This window comes from Streptomyces sp. NPDC005438 (genome assembly GCF_040606315.1).
Taxonomy (GTDB): domain Bacteria; phylum Actinomycetota; class Actinomycetes; order Streptomycetales; family Streptomycetaceae; genus Streptomyces.
In genome coordinates this window covers 295,492-313,665 of sequence record NZ_JBEXEP010000002.1, presented here as the reverse complement: position 1 = coordinate 313,665, position 18,174 = coordinate 295,492, and the positions used below count along the sequence as shown (strand labels likewise).

12 protein-coding genes and 1 tRNA gene are annotated in these 18,174 nt (G+C 72.3%); 6 read left to right on the top strand and 7 right to left on the bottom strand.

The window, feature by feature from the left end:
- Positions 1 to 300 precede the first annotated feature (300 nt).
- Positions 301 to 4,062, bottom strand: coding sequence for an AAA domain-containing protein (locus ABZT14_RS06180; protein WP_356297793.1), 3,762 nt, complete (start codon positions 4,060 to 4,062; stop codon positions 301 to 303).
- 420 nt (positions 4,063 to 4,482) lie between these two features.
- On the bottom strand, positions 4,483 to 5,571 hold the full coding sequence (ychF, locus tag ABZT14_RS06175) for a redox-regulated ATPase YchF (protein WP_356297791.1): 1,089 nt from the start codon (positions 5,569 to 5,571) through the stop codon (positions 4,483 to 4,485).
- Positions 5,572 to 5,738: 167 nt separating this feature from the next.
- On the opposite strand from ychF, the gene ABZT14_RS06170 reads away from it, so the two are divergent.
- Positions 5,739 to 6,359 (top strand): DUF6542 domain-containing protein, encoded by a 621-nt coding sequence (locus ABZT14_RS06170; protein ID WP_356297790.1) that lies wholly within the window; start codon positions 5,739 to 5,741, stop codon positions 6,357 to 6,359.
- A gap of 82 nt (positions 6,360 to 6,441) precedes the next feature.
- Here the strand turns inward: ABZT14_RS06170 and ABZT14_RS06165 are convergent, their stop codons facing one another.
- Positions 6,442 to 7,482 (bottom strand): 4-hydroxy-3-methylbut-2-enyl diphosphate reductase, encoded by a 1,041-nt coding sequence (locus tag ABZT14_RS06165; protein ID WP_356297789.1) that lies wholly within the window; start codon positions 7,480 to 7,482, stop codon positions 6,442 to 6,444.
- A gap of 103 nt (positions 7,483 to 7,585) precedes the next feature.
- Here ABZT14_RS06165 and xseA point away from each other — a divergent pair, with 103 nt between their 5' ends.
- The 3 genes from xseA to ABZT14_RS06150 all read left to right on the top strand — a co-directional run bounded on the left by xseA (position 7,586) and on the right by ABZT14_RS06150 (position 11,929).
- Entirely contained in the window at positions 7,586 to 8,818 is a 1,233-nt protein-coding gene (gene xseA / locus ABZT14_RS06160; protein WP_356297788.1) for an exodeoxyribonuclease VII large subunit, read from the top strand.
- A gap of 42 nt (positions 8,819 to 8,860) precedes the next feature.
- Complete coding sequence (locus ABZT14_RS06155; RefSeq protein WP_356297787.1) at positions 8,861 to 9,112, top strand: exodeoxyribonuclease VII small subunit; 252 nt, start codon at positions 8,861 to 8,863, stop codon at positions 9,110 to 9,112.
- 705 nt (positions 9,113 to 9,817) lie between these two features.
- Positions 9,818 to 11,929 (top strand): family 43 glycosylhydrolase, encoded by a 2,112-nt coding sequence (locus ABZT14_RS06150; RefSeq protein WP_356297786.1) that lies wholly within the window; start codon positions 9,818 to 9,820, stop codon positions 11,927 to 11,929.
- Between the two features lie 757 nt (positions 11,930 to 12,686).
- On the opposite strand, the gene ABZT14_RS06145 is transcribed toward ABZT14_RS06150, so the two are convergent.
- Positions 12,687 to 14,441: a protein kinase gene (locus tag ABZT14_RS06145; protein ID WP_356297784.1), complete on the bottom strand. Its 1,755-nt coding sequence runs from the start codon at positions 14,439 to 14,441 to the stop codon at positions 12,687 to 12,689.
- A gap of 213 nt (positions 14,442 to 14,654) precedes the next feature.
- On the opposite strand from ABZT14_RS06145, the gene ABZT14_RS06140 reads away from it, so the two are divergent.
- Positions 14,655 to 15,257, top strand: coding sequence for a malonic semialdehyde reductase (locus tag ABZT14_RS06140; RefSeq protein WP_356297782.1), 603 nt, complete (start codon positions 14,655 to 14,657; stop codon positions 15,255 to 15,257).
- A 292-nt stretch (positions 15,258 to 15,549) separates the two neighbouring features.
- Here the strand turns inward: ABZT14_RS06140 and ABZT14_RS06135 are convergent, their stop codons facing one another.
- Complete coding sequence (locus ABZT14_RS06135; protein ID WP_356297780.1) at positions 15,550 to 16,143, bottom strand: DUF4245 domain-containing protein; 594 nt, start codon at positions 16,141 to 16,143, stop codon at positions 15,550 to 15,552.
- A gap of 155 nt (positions 16,144 to 16,298) precedes the next feature.
- Here ABZT14_RS06135 and glpX point away from each other — a divergent pair, with 155 nt between their 5' ends.
- Positions 16,299 to 17,333, top strand: a complete 1,035-nt coding sequence (glpX, locus tag ABZT14_RS06130) for a class II fructose-bisphosphatase (RefSeq protein ID WP_356297778.1) — start codon at positions 16,299 to 16,301, stop codon at positions 17,331 to 17,333.
- A 10-nt stretch (positions 17,334 to 17,343) separates the two neighbouring features.
- Here the strand turns inward: glpX and ABZT14_RS06125 are convergent.
- Both ABZT14_RS06125 and ABZT14_RS06120 read right to left on the bottom strand, forming a co-directional pair.
- Positions 17,344 to 17,409: transfer RNA gene (locus ABZT14_RS06125), tRNA-Gly, on the bottom strand.
- 152 nt (positions 17,410 to 17,561) lie between these two features.
- Positions 17,562 to 18,077 carry a GNAT family N-acetyltransferase gene (locus tag ABZT14_RS06120; protein ID WP_356297776.1) on the bottom strand — a complete coding sequence of 172 codons (516 nt, stop codon included), beginning with the start codon at positions 18,075 to 18,077 and terminating at the stop codon, positions 17,562 to 17,564.
- Between the last annotated feature and the right edge of the window lie 97 nt (positions 18,078 to 18,174).

Sequence of the window (18,174 nt, the reverse complement as noted above, 5' to 3'; positions counted from 1 at the left end):
CCTCGACCAGGGCACCGGAGCGACCTGGTCACGCCCGAGTTCCGGGACGGGACTCCCGACGTCCACTCCGGGACAGGCCGGGGCGATGCCCGGCGGGGAGGCCGGCCGATGGGCGGGAAGACGTGGCTCAACGGCCACGACCGTTCGGCAGGTGCCCACGCGCGCACAGCCGTGGATGGTGTCGTCACGAACCCCCGGGTGTCCGTCGCGGTCACGAGACAGCGAGCGGCTTCGCGGTCGTGCACGGGCCCGTCGTCCCGCTCACCCGCGCGCCGCGACTCGGCCGGGGCCCGCCCTGGCTCAACGCTCCGGCGTCCACCTGTGGATCAGCTCGTGCCGCGCCAGGTCCTTGAAGTAACGGTGGCGCGACCAGACGTCGAAGTCACCGATGACGATGAGGCGCCGACGGGCCCGGGTAACCGCGACATTGAGGAGATTGGGCTTCTGCGCGGCCCAGTTTCGGGAACCCACCTGTCCCGCGCCGGTACCCAGCACCAGTATCACGATGTCCGCTTCCTTGCCCTGCGTGGTGTGCACGGTGCCGTAGCGCTTGCGGGTGAGAGTCCCGCCCACGACCTTGCCGAGGCCGTGAACCACGTCGCGGAAGGGACTGACGACGAAGACGGCGTCGTTCAGCCGGCGATTCGCCTCCGCCACGGGATCCGGTGCCACACCCTCGTTCACGTACATCTCAGCACTGTCCAGGCGCTCCTGGTGGATCGCCTGGTCGATGCGGTGCCGAATGCGGTCGATCGTGCGCCCCAAGGCCGTGCCTTCCTCGGGGTTCCACTTCTCCTCACCGGGTAGCGCGCGGACGTCCCACCACACACTGCGTTGCGCCAGCGGGTAGTCATCCTGGTCCCGGTTCACCCCGTAGACCATCATCCCGTCGTAGGCGATCTTGTTGCTGATGTCGAACATCAGGCGGTCGCAACGGCGGTGCACGCGCAAAGGGGAGCCGAGCCAGGTGTCCTCACCCTCCTCGTCCTTCAACCAGGTGCCGTACGGGTTGAGTCGGTCGGCGAGCGACTGGACGGAGGAGGCGGCCGGGGCCCACTGACGGTCCACGGCGAAGTGTCCGGCCAGGCGTCGCTGCCCGGTCCAGGGCAAGGGGACGACGGGCTCCAGTTGCAGGGGGTCACCCACGACGACAGCTCGCCGGGACCGCCACAGGGCGCCCACCACCGCCTGCGGGGGAGCTTGACCGGCCTCGTCCACGAACAGCCAGCCCAGAGCCTCACTGCCCAACTGGGCGAACATACGCCCCATCGACGCGAAGGTCGTCGAGACCACGGGTACCACCAGGAACAGCAACTGCCAGGCGGCCAGCACCGTCTTGGCGTCCAGGTCCGCGGGCGACTGGCCCTTGACCACCTCCATCACGGCCTGCAGGTTCTTCCGCATGAGTGCGGGCGCGGTGGCCAGCACGGCGCGGTGCAGATCCAGCGCCGCCAGGAAGAGTTCCGAACGCGCCTCGGCGAACGCGGAGTCCATCCAGGGTGATGACCGCTCCCGTGCCTCCATCGCCTCGCGGTCATCGGGGGAAGCCCGCCACTCGGCTCCCGGCACATGGTCACCCCAACGTGCCCTGACCACGTCCAGGTGGTGTTCCTCGGCAACCCGTTGGCGACGCCGGTCGACCACGCGTTGTCCGGTCTCCGCCGCACTGGCGGCCTGGCGCTCCACAGCCCGCCCACAGTCAGCCACATGGGCCTCGGCTCGCCTGACTTCGGAGAACGCCCGGTTCAGTTCTTCCTTGGCGGAACTCAGGGACACCTGCCGCGCGGCCCGCGCGGACTCCAACTCGGCGAGACGGGCGTCCGCGTCCCGCACACCCGCCCGCAACGGAAGGCGGCCGGCCTCCCACTCCCGCGTTCTCTCGCGGGACAACAGTCTTCTCCACCTGCCGGGTCTGCCCGCGTCGTAGGCGTGGAGTGCCGCCTCCGCGCTCCGCACGCCTTCCTCGCCACGGCGGACCGCCCCCTGGGCCAGGTCGAGGCGCTCACGCTCGGCGAGCAACACCCGCTGGCACCGGGCGTGCCGCTCCCGGTGGCCAGCCAACTCCTCCTCGACATCGCGCTGCCTCTGGCGGAGGGCCAGTTGGGCGTCACGGGCGTTGGACTCCTCGGCCAACAACTCGTCCAGAAGGGCGTCAGGGCCAGCCAACCGTGACAGCAGGTCGGCTATCTCCTGCCGCTCCGCGGCCAGTTCGCGCACCCGGCGGCGGGCCCGGGTGAAACGTCGAACGGCCTGCTTCCAGGTCTCCCGCCCCAGGGGCGCCGACTCGTCGACATCACCGCTCTCGCTCCGCGTGTTCGGCGAGGAGTCAGGGAAGCGTTCAGCCTGCGTCTGCAGGATCTTCTGAAGGCCCAGGAGGGGCCGCTCCTCGCTCTCTCCTGACCTCGGTCTGCCGTTGCCTTTGGCCTCCTTGCCCCACCAGAAGCGCTCAACGAAGTCGGAACGGTTACTCCGTCTTCCCAGGCGCGCGGCGATCGCGCCCCACGCCTCTTCCTCCAGCGCGAGGCTGGCCGGGCCGGAAAGGTAGTCGGCACGTCCCCGCCACGCGCCACCGATCGCCTGGGCCCCGGGGACTTCCAGGGTGACGTTCTCCACCGCTCCGTTGTTGGAGGAGGCGATCACGATCTCGAAGCCGGTGAGTTCGGGAACCAGAGGGTAGATCGTGCGGGGGTAGGTCTTGCCGGCGGTCTCCTCCGTACGCCAGGTGCGCGGTGTGCGGGCGAAGGCGTCCCTCGGCTGCTTCAGTTCCGCCAACCGCTCGGCTCGCTGCACCACCACCGCGGCGATCAGGTCCCGCAACATGGTCGTCTTGCCGGTTCCGGGTGGTCCGTTGACCGCGTAGAGACCACGACCGTCGTCCTGCCCGAGGCTATGCAGTACGCGGTTGACGGCGAACTGCTGACTGAGGACGAGGGGCTTGTCCGCGTCGGCAGGCCACCGCCCCAACGGCATGTTCGACGGTTGGACGCTGTCCCGTACGACTTCGGGAAGGCATCGGACGTCAAATCGGTTCATGGCGTCCAGGTCCGCCTCGTCCCGCAGATAGTCCAGCAGCGCGGTACCAGGCAGCCCTGCCTCGACGGCTTCCGCGACTCGTTCCAGATCGTCGGCGTAGAAACTGTTGAGGAAGACGTCACCACCCGCCTCGTCCCCGTGCCGGGCCGAGACCTCGTAGCTCCTGACACGGATCGCGTTGGGCAGCAGCGTTCCAGCGACGCCGAGTTGCTCGGCCACCCACCGGGTGATGGCCGCCAGGTCGTACACGTCCAGGACCTTCGTACCCACCTCGGACGGAGGCTCCTCAACCTCGGCCCGCCGCTCCTCCCCCTCTTCTCCCGCCCCCTGGTCGGATGCCTCGCTGTCCTGGGAGGCGCCGTCCTCCGAGGCACTGTCCTCCGAGGCCTTGCCGGAGAACCGGGCAGCGGCGGAGTCGATCAGGTCACCGCCCACCTCCTCGACGACCTTCGCCGCCACCGGCCCCGCCAGGGGCCCCAGGCCCGCGCCCACCGCACCAGCGGCCACGCCGAGCCCGCCCTTCGCGGCACTGACCACGATGCTGGACATCAACCCCGCGACGGGACCGAGGTCCGACCGCGAGGTGGGAGAGTCCGTCACGGGCCCACGCTCGACCTTGATCTTCCCGTCGCCGAGGTCCAGCAGCTGGTCCAGCAAGCGCGCGCTGTCCTCGTCAAAGCCGGTCAGCCACTCGTCGTCGTGCGGCCCGGGGTCCAGGGTCTGCCCCACGGCCCACGCACACGAGGACAGCGTGACACTGTCCTTGATCAGCAAGCCGTCCTGGTTGACGGTGAAGCAGAGTACGGCGCTGTCCCCGCCGATACGACCGTCGAAGTCCTGCTCGGACTCCGGAGCGCGGAACGCCTGCAACAGGACGTCGCGCACCTTGTCCACCGCGAAGATCCCGGCGTAGACGGTGTGCTGCCACACACAGTTCCGCCGTGGCCGCTGCCGGCGCACACTGGAGCCGGCTTCCCAGGGAAGCGGACGGTTCGGTGCCACGGCGAAGATGTTCTTGCGCGGGTTCACCGACTCGACTTTGGGCGGCGAGAAGTACTCCACGGCTCGCCAGTAACGCAGGATCCGCGCCTGCCGCTCCCGCTCCGCTCTCGATCGTTTGGCGGCCCCCACCCGTCCCCCCTGTGATCGTCGACCTCGCGAACGTAACAGAGGCGAAGACCCCCCACCCCCGAAACGGCCAGGTCCACAGGTGGTCAGCACCTGGGACACCGCGCGCCGGGTGACGGCACCGGACACGGATCGCCGCCTACGCCAACCTCTGTCCGGACCACCCCTGCGGGGGGCCGGGGTCTCGTCATCCCAGCCCAACGCCGGATCCCCCGCAAGCAGAAGGAACACCAATCCAGCGAGCCGGGAAGGGCAGGGCAGAGCCAGTCCAAGAGCCCGGCCCTGTCCATAGCGCGGCGACTAGCAACGACCTCGATGCCGCTACACGTTGAACCGGAACTCCACCACGTCGCCGTCGCGCATGACGTAGTCCTTGCCCTCCATGCGGGCCTTGCCTCGGGAGCGGACCTCGGCTACGGAGCCGGCTTCGACGAGGTCGTCGAAGGAGATGACCTCGGCCTTGATGAAGCCCTTCTGGAAGTCGGTGTGGATCACACCGGCCGCCTCGGGGGCGGTGGCGCCCTTCCTGATCGTCCAGGCGCGGGCCTCCTTGGGGCCGGCGGTGAGGTAGGTCTGGAGGCCGAGGGTGTCGAAGCCGACCCGGGCGAGGGTGGCGAGTCCGGCCTCCTCCTGGCCCACGGACTGGAGGAGTTCCAGGGCCTCCTCGGCGTCGAGTTCGACGAGGTCGGCCTCCAGCTTGGCGTTGAGGAAGATCGCTTCGGCGGGAGCGACCAGGGCGCGCTGTTCGGCCTTGAAGTCCTCGTCGGTGAGTTCGTCCTCGTCGACGTTGAAGACGTAGAGGAAGGGCTTGGTGGTCAGCAGGTGCAACTCGCGCAGGGGCTCGGCCTGTTCGGTGCCCTGGGCGATGCCGGCGGAGAACAGGGTGTCGCCCCGTTCGAGGATGGCGCGGGCCTCCTCGACGGCCTTGACCACGGCCTGCTTGTCCTTCTGGATGCGGGACTCCTTCTGGAGCCGTGGCAGGACCTTCTCGATGGTCTGGAGGTCGGCGAGGATCAGCTCGGTGTTGATGGTCTCGATGTCGTTCTTCGGGGAGACCTTGCCGTCGACGTGGACCACGTTCTCGTCCTGGAAGGCGCGGATCACCTGGCAGATGGCGTCGGACTCGCGGATGTTGTGGAGGAACTTGTTGCCCAGTCCCTCACCCTCGCTGGCGCCCCGGACGATGCCCGCGATGTCCACGAAGTCGACCGTCGCCGGGAGTTGCCGCTGGGAGCCGAAGATCTCCGCGAGCTTCTCCAGCCGCTGGTCGGGAACCCCGACGACGCCGACGTTGGGCTCGATGGTGGCGAACGGGTAGTTGGCCGCCAGCACCTCGTTCTTGGTCAGGGCGTTGAAGAGGGTCGACTTGCCGACGTTGGGCAGGCCGACGATTCCGATGGTGAGCGACACGTGGCGACTTCCCGTAACGAGTGTGGTGTGGGCGCGGCCCCGGGGTGGGTGGGCCGGAGAGCACACTCCCGTCACCCATGGGGCGATCTCCCAGTCTAAGGGCACGAACGAGGGGCGCAGGCGTGTCCGGTCCCCGCTCGACGGGCGACGGCACCTACCTTGTACCGGTGGATCAGCGCAGCGCACCGATGTCCCCCCAGAGCCGCCGCCGGGATCCGGCCGCCCCCCGACTGCCCAAGCCGGCGAGCGGAGAGGAGAGAGCCGGTGGCCCCACGGTCCGGCCGCCCTCCGACGCCTCCCGTCCGCGCCCCGGTGGGGCGGCTCCGCGCGGGCCTGTTCGGCGCCCCGTACCGGGGCGGGGCGACTCCCCCGCGTCCCTGCTCGCCAGACTTCCCCGGCCCCGGTTGACGGCGCTGGGGTGCGGGTTGCTGGGCTGCTCGGCGATGTTGCTGGGCGGCGGGCTGGACGCGCTGCTGTTGGAGGGGTCTCCGACGGTCTACGGCGTGCTGTTCGTGATCGTCAGCGTGGTGGCCGCGTGCTGGGTACGTCCCGCGGACCTGGTCGCCGGGCCGGTGGCCGCGCCGTTGGCGTTCACGGCCGGGCTGTTCTTCCTGCACGACGGGGGCGACGGGCTGGGCGAGCAGCTGATGTCGCTGGTGACGGTGCTGTCCATGGAGGCGGGCTGGATCTACACCGGCACCCTGCTGGCCGCCCTGGTCGCCCTCGGCCGCCGGGTGGCCGTGATGCGGCGCCGGGCCGGCGGCAGGCGTCGGGTGGGCCGGGGCTGAGGCGCGCGTGGTGCCCGTACCGACGGGGTACGGGCACCACCGGGCTCCGACCGGGCTTGGGGACCGGGGGCGGAACCGGCGGTCAGCGGGTCAGCTTGGCGGCGGCCTCGGCCCGCAGGTCGCGGCGTAGCTCCTTGGGCAGCGAGAAGCGCATGTGCTCCTCGACCGGCTGCACCAACTCCACGTGGTCCCAGCCCCGTTGGGCCAGCCACTCCAGTACCTCGTCGACCAGCACCTCGGGCACCGAGGCCCCGGAGGAGACACCGACCGTCTCCACTCCGTCGAGCCAGGACTCGTCGATCTCGCCGGCGTTGTCCACCAGGTGGCCGTCCCGGGCGCCGGCGCCGAGGGCGGTCTCCACCAGCCGGACGGAGTTGGAGGAGTTGCGCGAGCCCACGACCAGCACCAGGTCGGCGTCGGCGGCGACCTTCTTGATGGCGGTCTGGCGGTTCTGGGTGGCGTAGCAGATGTCGTCGCTGGGCGGGCTGAGCAGGTTCGGGTACCGCCCCTTGAGGGCGTCCACGGTCTCCATGGTCTCGTCCACCGACAGCGTGGTCTGGGACAGCCACACCACCCGGTCCGGGTCCTTGACCTCGACGTTCTTCACGTCGTCGGGGCCGTCGACGAGGGTGATGTGCTCGGGTGCCTCACCGCTGGTGCCGATGACCTCCTCGTGGCCCTCGTGGCCGATGAGCAGGATGTCGTAGTCCTCCCTGGCGTACCGCACGGCCTCCTTGTGGACCTTGGTGACCAGGGGGCAGGTGGCGTCGATGGTGGCCAGCCGGCCGCGTTCGGCCTCCTGGTGCACCGCCGGGGCGACGCCGTGGGCGGAGAAGATCACGATCTCCCCCTCGGGCACCTCGGAGGTCTCCTCGACGAAGATGGCGCCCTTCTTCTCCAGGGTCTGGACCACGTACTTGTTGTGGACGATCTCGTGGCGGACGTAGACCGGGGCGCCGTACTGCTCCAGGGCCTGTTCCACCGCGATCACCGCGCGGTCCACCCCGGCGCAGTAGCCGCGCGGGGCGGCGAGCAGCACCCGCCGGCCGGTCGGGCGTGAGCTGGAGGCGTCCGGCCCGGTCGCCGCCTCCGCGTCCGTGTGCTGGGAGGGCGTTGCAGTCATGGGCCCATCGTACGGGCGGTGCGGGAACTGTCGGGCGGGCCGGTTGGCGGCTTTGCGACCACCTGTCCGCGCGCTGTCGGTGCCGGCGGCTAGCCTCCGGGGTATGCCACTCAGCACCTCGGCCGACGAGCCGCTCCCGGTCAGCAAGGTGTCCGCCATGATCGGCGGGTGGGTCGACCGCCTCGGGGCGGTGTGGGTGGAGGGGCAGATCGTGCAGCTGTCGCCCCGGCCGCAGGCGGGCATGGCCTTTCTCACTCTTCGCGACCCCTCGCAGGACGCCTCGGTGACGGTGACCTGTTTTCGTCGGGTGTTCGACGCGGTCAGCGACGTGGTGGGCGAGGGTTCCCGGGTGGTGGTGTACGCCAAGCCGGTGTGGTTCGCGCGGAACGGCAGCCTGTCGCTGCGGGCGGCGGAGATCCGGCCGGTCGGGATGGGCGAGCTGCTGGCCCGACTGGACCGGCTGCGGCGGGCGTTGGCCGCCGAGGGGCTGTTCGAGGCGGAGCGCAAGCGGTCGCTGCCCTTTCTGCCGCACCGGATAGGGCTGGTGACCGGGCGGGCCTCGGACGCCGAGCGGGACGTGCTGCACACCGCCCGGGAGCGCTGGCCCGCGGTGCGGTTCGAGGTGCGGCACGCGGCAGTGCAGGGGGCGTACGCGGTGGACCAACTGGTCGAGGCGGTACGCGAGTTGGACGCCCTGCCCGAGGTGGACGTGATCATCGTGACCCGGGGCGGCGGCAGCATGGAGGATTTGTTGCCGTTCTCCGACGAGCGGCTGTTGCGGGCGGTGGCCGACTGCCGTACGCCGGTGGTCTCGGCGATCGGACACGAGGCGGACGCCCCGCTGCTGGACCTGGTGGCCGACCTCCGTTCCCGTACGCCCACCCACGCGGCCAAGGACACGGTGCCGGACGTGGGTGAGGAGTTCCAACGGGTGCGCGACCTGGGGGAACGGGCCCGTCGGGCGGTGGGCGCGATGGTGGACCACGAGCGGCGGGCCCTGGAGGAGTGGGCCGGCCGTCGGGTGCTGGCCGAGCCGTACGTCCTGGTCGAGGGGCGGGAGGCGGAGGTGACCGAACTGCTGGGGCGTTCCCGGCGGATGCTGGGGCACCGGCTGGACCGCGCGGCCGACGACCTGGAGCACACCCGGGCCCGGGTGGTGGCCCTCTCCCCCCGGGCCACCCTGCGGCGGGGGTACGCGGTGTTGCGGGACGAGGACGGTGCGGTGGTGCGGGAGGCCGGGGAGGTGGACGCCGGCCAGACGCTTCGGGCCCTGGTGGCCGAGGGCGAGTTCCGGGTCACGGTGGCGGAGGGTGGCCGGGGTGCCGAGGGCGGCTGAGGGCCGGCGTCGCTGTCGGTGCCGGCGCTTAGGGTGGCGCCCATGACGAGCGAGGAATCGACGCTGAGCTACGAGCAGGCCCGCGCCGAGTTGGTGGAGGTGGTGCGCCGACTGGAGACGGGCGGCTCCACCCTGGAGGAGTCGCTCGAACTGTGGGAGCGCGGCGAGGAGTTGGCCGGTATCTGCCGTTCCTGGTTGGAGGGGGCGCGAGCCCGGCTGGACGCGGTGCTGGAGGCGGAGTCCGGGGAGACCCCCGAGGAGCCGGCCACCGGTGAGGCCCGGCCGGAGGGCTGAGGTCGCCGGTCCCGCCCTGTTCACGCTGCCCTCGCCGGGGCCTGGGGGCCCTTGGGGAGGCGTACGGCCCGACCCGGGGAGGGGCGCTCCGGCAACGGTACGGCGACGCGGCATGGTGTCAGCCGTACGACCCGGTGGCGGCGGTCCGAGGGGCCGCGTGGTGCCCGGTGGTCGGTCCTTCACTGAGCGCCCGCCGTACGGGCGGACACCGCGAGGGCACCCGTACACAGTCCCGCACCCACCGCGAGCCCTCGGGGGGAGGCAACCGTGCGAGGCCCCGCCCCCGACCTCCGCGTCTCCACACACCCACACCGGCGTTGCCCCCGGTCTCGCGACCTCGCGGTCTCCATGGGCGGGGTCTCGGGGTGACGCGTGACCGGAGACGACCGTGGTGAACGCCGGGCTTGGTCGTGGGGCGGCCCCTGGCGCAACGGGGGCCGCGTCGGGACCTCCCCCACAACCAACCGGGCCACGGTCCGGGTCGCCAGGCCGGGCGTGCGCCATCCCGTCCGGTCCCACCGCACCGGGAATCGCACCGCGAGACAGGGCAGGTCGCGAACCGTCTCCGTGAAAACGTTCTTGCCCCGCTGACGCCAGCGACAGTGGTGTCTACCTGGGAAACCCCGTAACACCCCTTGACCGCACGTGGGGTGCGTCCTAGGTTCCGCGAAAACGATTTCGAAGACTGCGGGCGTGGGAGGCGGCGTGAGACGGACGCTCAGGCTGAGGGGAAGACGTGGTGCGGGCCGACGGCGCCGCGCGTACCCGGTGACCCTGTTGCTGTTGACCCTGGCCCTGGCCGCGAGCGCGATGCCCGCCCAGGCCCAACAGGTCCGCGCCGACGGCGAGTCGGGGCGCCACCGGGCCGACCCGGACCAGCGGACCGCCAAGGACTCCGAGAGCGCCGACGGCAGGGAGTGGGTGGGCGCCGGGGACTTCCGCAAGGTCTACGACACCGGGGCGGAGAACCCCTCCCGCTACCTCAACGACCACAGCGTGATCAAGGGGCCGGACGGCACCTGGCACATGTACGGGATCACCGGCGAGGAGGCGAGGGAGGGCACCCCACCGGACTCGGCGGAGGAGGACACCCTCGCCCACGCCACCGCGCCCAGTCTCTCCGGCCCCTGGACCACCCGGGAACCGGTGTTGACGGCCGACCCGGAGTACGGCGAGGACCACCTGTGGGCGCCGCACGTGATCGAGCACCAGGGCACCTACTACATGTTCTACTCCGGCGGCGGAGGTGACCGGGACGCCGCGATCAACCTCGCCACCTCCACGGACCTGGAGCACTGGACCCGCGACCCGGGCGGCACCCTGTTCCGCGACGGCTGGGTGGCCCGCGACCCCTTCGTCACCCGGGTCGACGACCAGTGGGTGATGTACTACACGGCCACCGAGAGGGCCGACGGCGGCAAGCATGTGGTGGCCTACCGCACCAGTGACGACCTGCGGAACTGGGGTGAGCGGAAGATCGCCTTCACCGACACCACCGCCAAGGAGAACTCCGCGCCGGTCACCGAGTCGCCGTTCGTGGTGCGCCGGGGCGAGTGGTGGTACCTGTTCATCGGGCCCCGGGGGGACGGCTACGTCGGCACCGACGTGTTCCGCAGCAAGGACCCCACGAGGTTCCAACCGGCCGACCTGGCCGGCCACTTCCCCGGTCACGCGCCCGAGGTGGTCCAGGACGGCGGCAAGTGGTGGGTCACCCACTGCGGCTGGTTCCAGGACGGGCTGCACCTGGCCGAACTCCACTGGCGCGGTACGCCGCCGCTGTGGAACTCGGAGCGGAACCCGGTGGTGACCCGGGACCCCGAGGGCCGGCTGGAGCTGTACGCGCTGGCCCCCGAGGACCGGGGCCTGCTGCGCCGGGTACAGAAGTCCCCCGGCGGTGCCTGGGGTGGCTGGGAGGACTTCGGCGACTCGGCCCGTACCGCCCCCACCGTCGGCACCCACCCCGACGGCCGGTTGGAGCTGTTCGCGGTGGAGGACGACGGCACCCTGATCCACCGGGTACGGAACGCCGAGGGTGACTGGGGCGAGTGGGACGCGCTCCCCGGCAGGGAGGGGGCACCCCCTCAGGTGGTACGGGGCGAGGGTGACCGCCTGGAACTGTTCGGACTCACCCCGGGCGGGGACCAGTTGACGCACCGACGCCAGGACGCGTCCGGCGACTGGGGCGAGCCGGAGCACTTCGGCGGCCCGGCCGCCTCCCCACCGGCGGTGGCCGCCGACTCCACCGGCCGGCTCCAGGTCTTCGTCGTCGAACGGGGCGGCGCCGCCCTGAAACGCCGCGCCCAGACCGCACCCGGCGGCGGCTGGGGCGAGTGGACCGAGTTCGGCGGGCCCACCAGCGGCCGACCGGTGGTGGCCGCCCAACAGGACGGCCGGCTGGAGGTGTTCGCCCTCGGCCCGTACGGGGACAAGATCGCCCGCCGGGGTCAGCGCACCCCGGGCGGTGACTGGGGCGAGTGGTCGACCTTCGGCGGCTTCGCCGGAGCGCCGCCCACGGTGACCCGGGGTGAGGACGGCCGGCTGGAGGTGTTCGCCCTCGGCCCGGGCAACGACTACGTCTCCCACCGCCGGCAGACCGAGGCGAACGGCGGCTGGGGTGACTGGCAGCGCCTGGGCGGCCCGGCCCAGTGCGTACCCCAGACCGGGGTGGACGCCGAGGGACGGCTGACGGTCTTCGCGGTCCACCCCGAGGGCGCCGGCCTGTCCTCCCGTACCCGGAACCCGGGTGGCGAGTGGGGCGACTGGACCCCGTTGGACCACCGACAACTGGGCGGGACCCGGTGCGGGGCGGCCGGTTGAGGTCGCCGGCCACCGGCCACCGGGACCCGCCTGTCCGGCCGTCGGTGGCCGCCTCGCTCCGAGGTGGCCACCGGGCCCTGGTGCCGTCACCGGCCGCGCCATGACACCGGGCCGGTACGGAGTGGACCGACCACGGGTGCCGGTGACGGTGCCCGAGGGTGGCGGGGGGTGAACGTGGCCCCCGCCACCTCCGTGTACGTCCCGGGCCTGGCCGCCTCCCCCCGAGGCCAGGCCCGGGGCTCGGCCGACGCCTCCCCGCGTCCGCCGAGCGGTGGGCCGTGACCCGGACGTCAGGGTCACGGCCCACCACCCGTCGCGGGCCGGCCGCGAAAGGCGCGCTGACCGGGCGCGCACCGGTCACCTCCGGGGGCACACCGAACTCGCCCCGGGGGGCAACGCGTGCGTACGGTGCCGTACGTCGTGGAGCGGCGACGGAGTCCGCGCGCGGGTCAGGGGCACACCGGCCCGGCGGTCACTCCCAAACGGAGTCCGCGCGCGGGTCAGGGGCACACCGGCCCGGCGGTCACTCCCAAGGAGAACGGTCGATCACACGCCCCTTGGCGGCGGCCGTCAACGAAGCGCCCCCCGCAGGCGTCCGGGACCTCGCGACGGATCGAGGGTCCGTTCCGGTGGACACCGGCCGGTGCAACGACCCGACAGACGACCGCTCAGACCCCCGCCACCCGAGGTCCTCGCGACCTCCGCGCACAGCGGGCGCGGCACCCCGGGCACCCACCCGGGCGCGGCGCCCCGGCGGTCACTCCCGAGGGGAACGGTCGATCACACGCCCCTTGGTGGTCGCCGTCAGCGAGGCGCCCCCGTAGCTGTCCGAGACATAGCAACGGATCGTGGGCTGGTTCTGGTGGAAGACGTCGGCGGGTTCGACGATCAGATAGCGACTGGTGGGGTCGTCGATGCCCAGGTTCTTCTCGGCGTCCCTGAACAGTTTGGGCAGCGCGTCCCAGTCGAAGATGTTGAGGTCGACGGTCTTGTCGTCCCCCATCACGCCGCCCCCGGGGCCGCGTTCGGCCTCGCCCGACCGGTAGCTGAAACGGTCGTAGACCTTGCCGTCCTTCACCGGGGCCTCGGCGCTGGCGTGGTCGGGGTAGAGGGTGAAGTCCTTGACCTTGGTGCCGCCCATCAGGGGCTTGAGCTTGCGGATGGCCCGGCGCGCCCCGGCCGGGGTGAGCAGGTCGCTCTCCTCCTTGGGGGTCGGCACGGTGAAGGAGGGCATCGGCACCGTGGAGCGGCTCGGGCTTCGACTGGTGTCGGAGGCCGAGGGCGAGGGCTGGTCCGCCCCGACGCTGCTGTCCCCCGTACCGGGCAGGAACTGCCAGACCACCAGCCCGACGGTCAACGCCAGCACCGGTCCGGTCACCATCAGCACCCGCCGTACCTTCGGGGGCGTGCCCGGGTACTTCGGCAGGGGCGCCGGGGTCGGGCGGGAACCGGCCGTGCCGGACGCCGACTTGTCCAGGACGACCGGGGGTACCGCGTCCTCGGGAGCGGGGTCCTTCTCGGGTGCCGTACCGGGCTCGGCACGGTCCGGGCCGGGGACCCGGGGGTCGGGGACGGGCGCCGGTACCGCGTCCGCCGGGGTGGCCGTCCCACCGGGCGCCGCTTCCGGGGTGGCCGGCGCGGAGTTCGGCGGACCGGACAGTGACGGGGCGGTGTGGGTACGCGCGCCGCTGGCCTCGGCCAGCATCCGGTCCAGTGTCGCCGCGTCCGGGCGGGCCGTGGGGTCGCGCCGCAGCACGGCGGCCAGCACGGGCGCCAGGGGCCCGCCCTGTCGGGAGGGGGGTATGTCCTCCTCCAGTACGGCGGCGAGGGTGGCCAGGGTGGAGGCCCGGCGCAGCGGGTGGTGGCCCTCGACCGCGACGTACAGCATCAGCGCCAGCGACCACAGGTCGGAGGCCGGGTCGTCGTCGTGGCCCCGCAGGCGTTCGGGCGCCATGTAGTCGGGGGAGCCGACGAGTTCGCCGGTGTTGGTGAGGTTGGTGGACTCCCGTACGGCGGCGATGCCGAAGTCGGTCAGCACCGGGCTGCCGTCGGGGCGCAGCAGTACGTTGCCGGGCTTGACGTCCCGGTGCAGCACCCCGGAGGCGTGGGCGGCGCGCAGGCCCTCCAGTACGCCGCGTCCGAGTTCGGCGGCCTCGGTGGGGGTGAGCCGGCCCCGGTCCAGGCGGTCCTGGAGGGAGCCGCCGGTGACCAGCTCCATCACCAGCCAGGGGTGCTCGGTGGAGTTGACGATGTGGTAGATCGTCACCACCTTGGGGTGGTTCACCCGGGCCAGCGAGACGGCCTCCCGCATGACCCGCTTGCGCAGCAACTCGGCCGCGTCCGGCCGCAGTCGGAGCAGTTCCGGGTCCGGTGGCCGTACCTCCTTCAGCGCCACCTCGCGGTGCAACGCCAGGTCGCGGGCCCGCCACACCAGGCCCATCCCGCCCCCACCGAGGCGCTCCAACAGTTCGAAGCGCTCGTCGATGACCCGTCTGCCAGATCCCCCATCCACGCGGGAAGCGTACGACAGGGAGCACGGGCCGTGGGCGCCGGGCCGAGGACCGCCTCAGGTGCCTTTCCGAAGGCCGGGGGCCGGAGGCCGGAAGACGTGACGTGTTCGACACACGGGAGGGAAATTCCGCCTTCCACCAGATCGTTGAAGGGGCTGTCTCCACCGACCCGAAACGAGTACCAGACGAGTACCACCGGAAGGACGCACGCCACCATGTCCCCCACCGCCCTCGCCCTCGACCCGGCCGCCCAGGACCTGCTGTTCCGCGAGGCGCACACCGCGCACAGCTTCAGCGACGAGCCGGTGACCGACGAACAGGTCCACGCCGTCTACGACCTGGTGAAGTACGCGCCCACCGCCTACAACCAGTCCCCGCTGCGCGTGACCCTGCTGCGCACCCCCGAGGCGCGAGGGCGGCTACTCCCCCTGCTGAGCGAGGGCAACCGGGCCAAGACCGCCGAGGCACCGCTGACCGCGATCCTCTCGGTCGACCTGGAGTTCCACCAGCGGCTGCCCGAACTGCTGCCGGCCAGGCCGCAGTTGAAGGACACCGTGTACGCGGACCCCGACCTGCGCCGGGCGCACGGCTCGTTCAACGCCACCCTCCAGGCCGGGTATTTCCTGCTGGGCGTACGGGCCGCCGGGCTGGCCGCCGGGCCGATGTCCGGGTTCGACGCGGAGGGGGTCGACAAGGAGTTCTTCGGCGACGGCCGGCAGCACGCCCTGCTGGTGGTGAACATCGGCCACCCGCACGCCGACTCCTACCGTCCGCGCAACCCCCGTCTGCCCGCCGAGGAGGCCGTGACCTCGCTGTGAGTCGGTGACCGGTGGGGCCGCCACCCCACGGCCGCCCGCCCCGAGTACGGGTGGGACGGCTCGGGTCGCGGGGGCGTGGCCGCTCCCGGGTGGCCCACCAGAACCCGACGGTGGGGCCGGCCCCCGGACACTCCGCTGGCCCGGGGGCCGGCCCCGTGGTCGACGATCCGTCGCACCCCCGGTGGGTCCCCGGGCGGCGCGGGTGCCCTCGTCGGGGTACGGCCCTCTCGCGGGGCCACCGGGGCGAGGTCCGGGGAGGCGCGTGGTCAGCCGCCCCACGAGGGGCCGGCCCTCAGGAACCGCTGGGACTGGGGCTGGGCTTCCCGGTCGGGTCGTCCTTGCCGCCGCTGGCCTCCAACGCCCCCGCCAGCCGAGCCAGTTCGGCGAAACCAGCGGTACCGGTGACCACCGTGGTGACCCCGGGCTTCTCCAGGACCAGGGCGTCGTACTTGTCGCCCTGGTAGCGCGTCCACCGCTCGCCGTCGATCTCCTGGCCGCGCTCGGTCTTCCGCGCCCCCTGGGTGACCCGGCCCACGAAGCGGCTGGCCCGCTGGTCGCTCTGCTCCACGGCGGCGTACTGCTCCCGGGGCGTGACGAAGCCCAGGTGCCAGGCGGCGCCCCGTTCCCCGTTGCCCTGGTAGGTGACGGAGGTGGCACGCCACTCGCGACCCAGTCCGACCGGGGCGGCCACCGGGTAGGGCGCGGCACGGCGGGCGGTGTCCAGCTCCACCCGGTAACTGACCTTCCGTACCGGGTCCTTGCTGTCGTCGTGCGGGATGAACAGGTAGATCACTCCGGCCGCGAGCAGGATCAGCGCCAGGGACAGGATCATGTCCCGCACCGTCTGTCCGCCGCGTCGGCCACCTTCACGCTGTTGTGCTGCCACCGCCCCATCGTCCCGTACCCCCTTCGGGGCGGTGCGCGGGGGTGGCCGCTGTCGGCCGCTCATCTGGGACGCGCCCTGCTCATACTGGAAGGGTGCCGATAGAGTCACCCACACCCTCGACAACCGGCCGTCGCCGTACAGAAAGGTGCGCAACGATGACCGACCACCATCACCTCCCCTCCTCGCTGGAGGTCAGCCCGGAGGCCCCCGACCGCAACCTGGCCCTGGAACTGGTCCGGGTCACCGAGGCCGGGGCCATGGCCTCCGGCCGCTGGGTGGGGCGCGGCGACAAGAACGGCGCCGACGGCGCGGCCGTGAAGGCGATGCGCACCCTGGTGTCCACGGTCTCGATGAACGGGGTGGTGGTCATCGGCGAGGGCGAGAAGGACGAGGCGCCGATGCTCTACAACGGCGAGCGGGTGGGCGACGGCACCGGGCCGGAGTGCGACGTGGCCGTCGACCCGGTCGACGGCACCACCCTGACCGCCAAGGGCATGGGCAACGCGGTGTCCGTACTGGCCGTGGCCGAGCGGGGCACCATGTTCGACCCCAGCGCGGTGTTCTACATGGACAAGCTGGTCACCGGCCCGGAGGCGGCCGAGTTCGTGGACATCCAGGCCCCGCCCACGGTGAACATCCGCCGCATCGCCAAGGCCAAGGGCTGCGCACCTGACGACGTGACCGTGGTCATCCTGGACCGGCCCCGGCACACCGAGATCGTCCGCGAGGTACGGGAGTCCGGCGCCCGCATCAAGTTCATCTCCGACGGCGACGTGGCCGGCGCCATCATGGCCACCCGGGAGGGCACCGGCGTCGACCTGCTGCTGGGCATCGGCGGCACCCCGGAGGGCATCATCGCCGCCTGCGCCATCAAGTGCCTGGGCGGCACCATCCAGGGACGGCTGTGGCCCAAGGACGACGAGGAACGGCAGCGCGCCCTGGACGCCGGGCACGACCTGGACCGGGTGCTGGAGACCGACGACCTGGTCAGCGGGGACAACGTGTTCTTCGTCGCCACCGGCATCACCGACGGCGACCTGCTGCGGGGGGTGCACTACCGCGCGGAGACCGCGTACACCCAGTCCCTGGTGATGCGGTCCCGCTCCGGCACCATCCGCAAGATCGAGTCCACCCACCGGCTGTCCAAGCTGCGGGCCTACAGCGCCGTCGACTTCGACCGCGCCCGCTGAGTCCACCGCCCGCGCGTACGCGGGTACGAACCTGCGGCCAAGCGCTTGGAAGGCGCCTGCTCTCCACCGCCCGCGCGTACGCGGGTACGGGACGGACACAGCCGCTGTCGGGGACCTGCGGCGCCCCCGACAGCGGCCACGGCCCTCCCAGCCGACAGGGCTCCGCGTGGACGGCCGGGGGCCTCCCGGAGGTCCGCCGCCCGCCCCACGCCCGGACGGGGCCGGCCGTCACTCCCCCGGCGACCCCGACAGCTCCCGGGCGAACCAGCTCTCCCCCTGCCCGTGGCCGGGGTAGGGCGCCGTCTCCCGGTAACCGTGCCCCAGCCACAGGGCCCGGGCCTCGGTCAGCAGGGTGTGGTGCTCGGCCACCATCCGCCGGGCCCCCAGTCGGACGGCCGCCTCCTCGGCCGAGCCCAGCAGGAGCCGGCCCAGTCCGAGGCCCCGCTCCTCGGGGCGTACGTAGAGCCGGCGCAGTTCGGCGGAACCGGGGGCCTCGGGCAGCCGCCGTACCCCGACACAGCCCGCCGGCGCACCCTCGGGGGCGGTCGCCACCAGCAGCAGGCCCCGGGGCGGGGCGAGGTCCTCGGGGGGTTCGCGGCGGAGGTGGCGGGCGAGTTCGGCCTCGTTGGCGGGCCGGCCCAGGGTCCGTCGGGCGAGTTCGGCGACGTACTCGTGGAGCAGTTCGCGGGCCTGCGGGCCGTCGGGGGGCTCGGGGCGGACGTCCCACCTCGGTACGGGTGACACGGCGCCTCCTTCCGTCCGTGACGTGGGGCGGGCGTGACGACCACCGAGGGGCCGCCGTGCGCCTCGTCACCCGACTCAGGGCGCAACGGCACCGGAA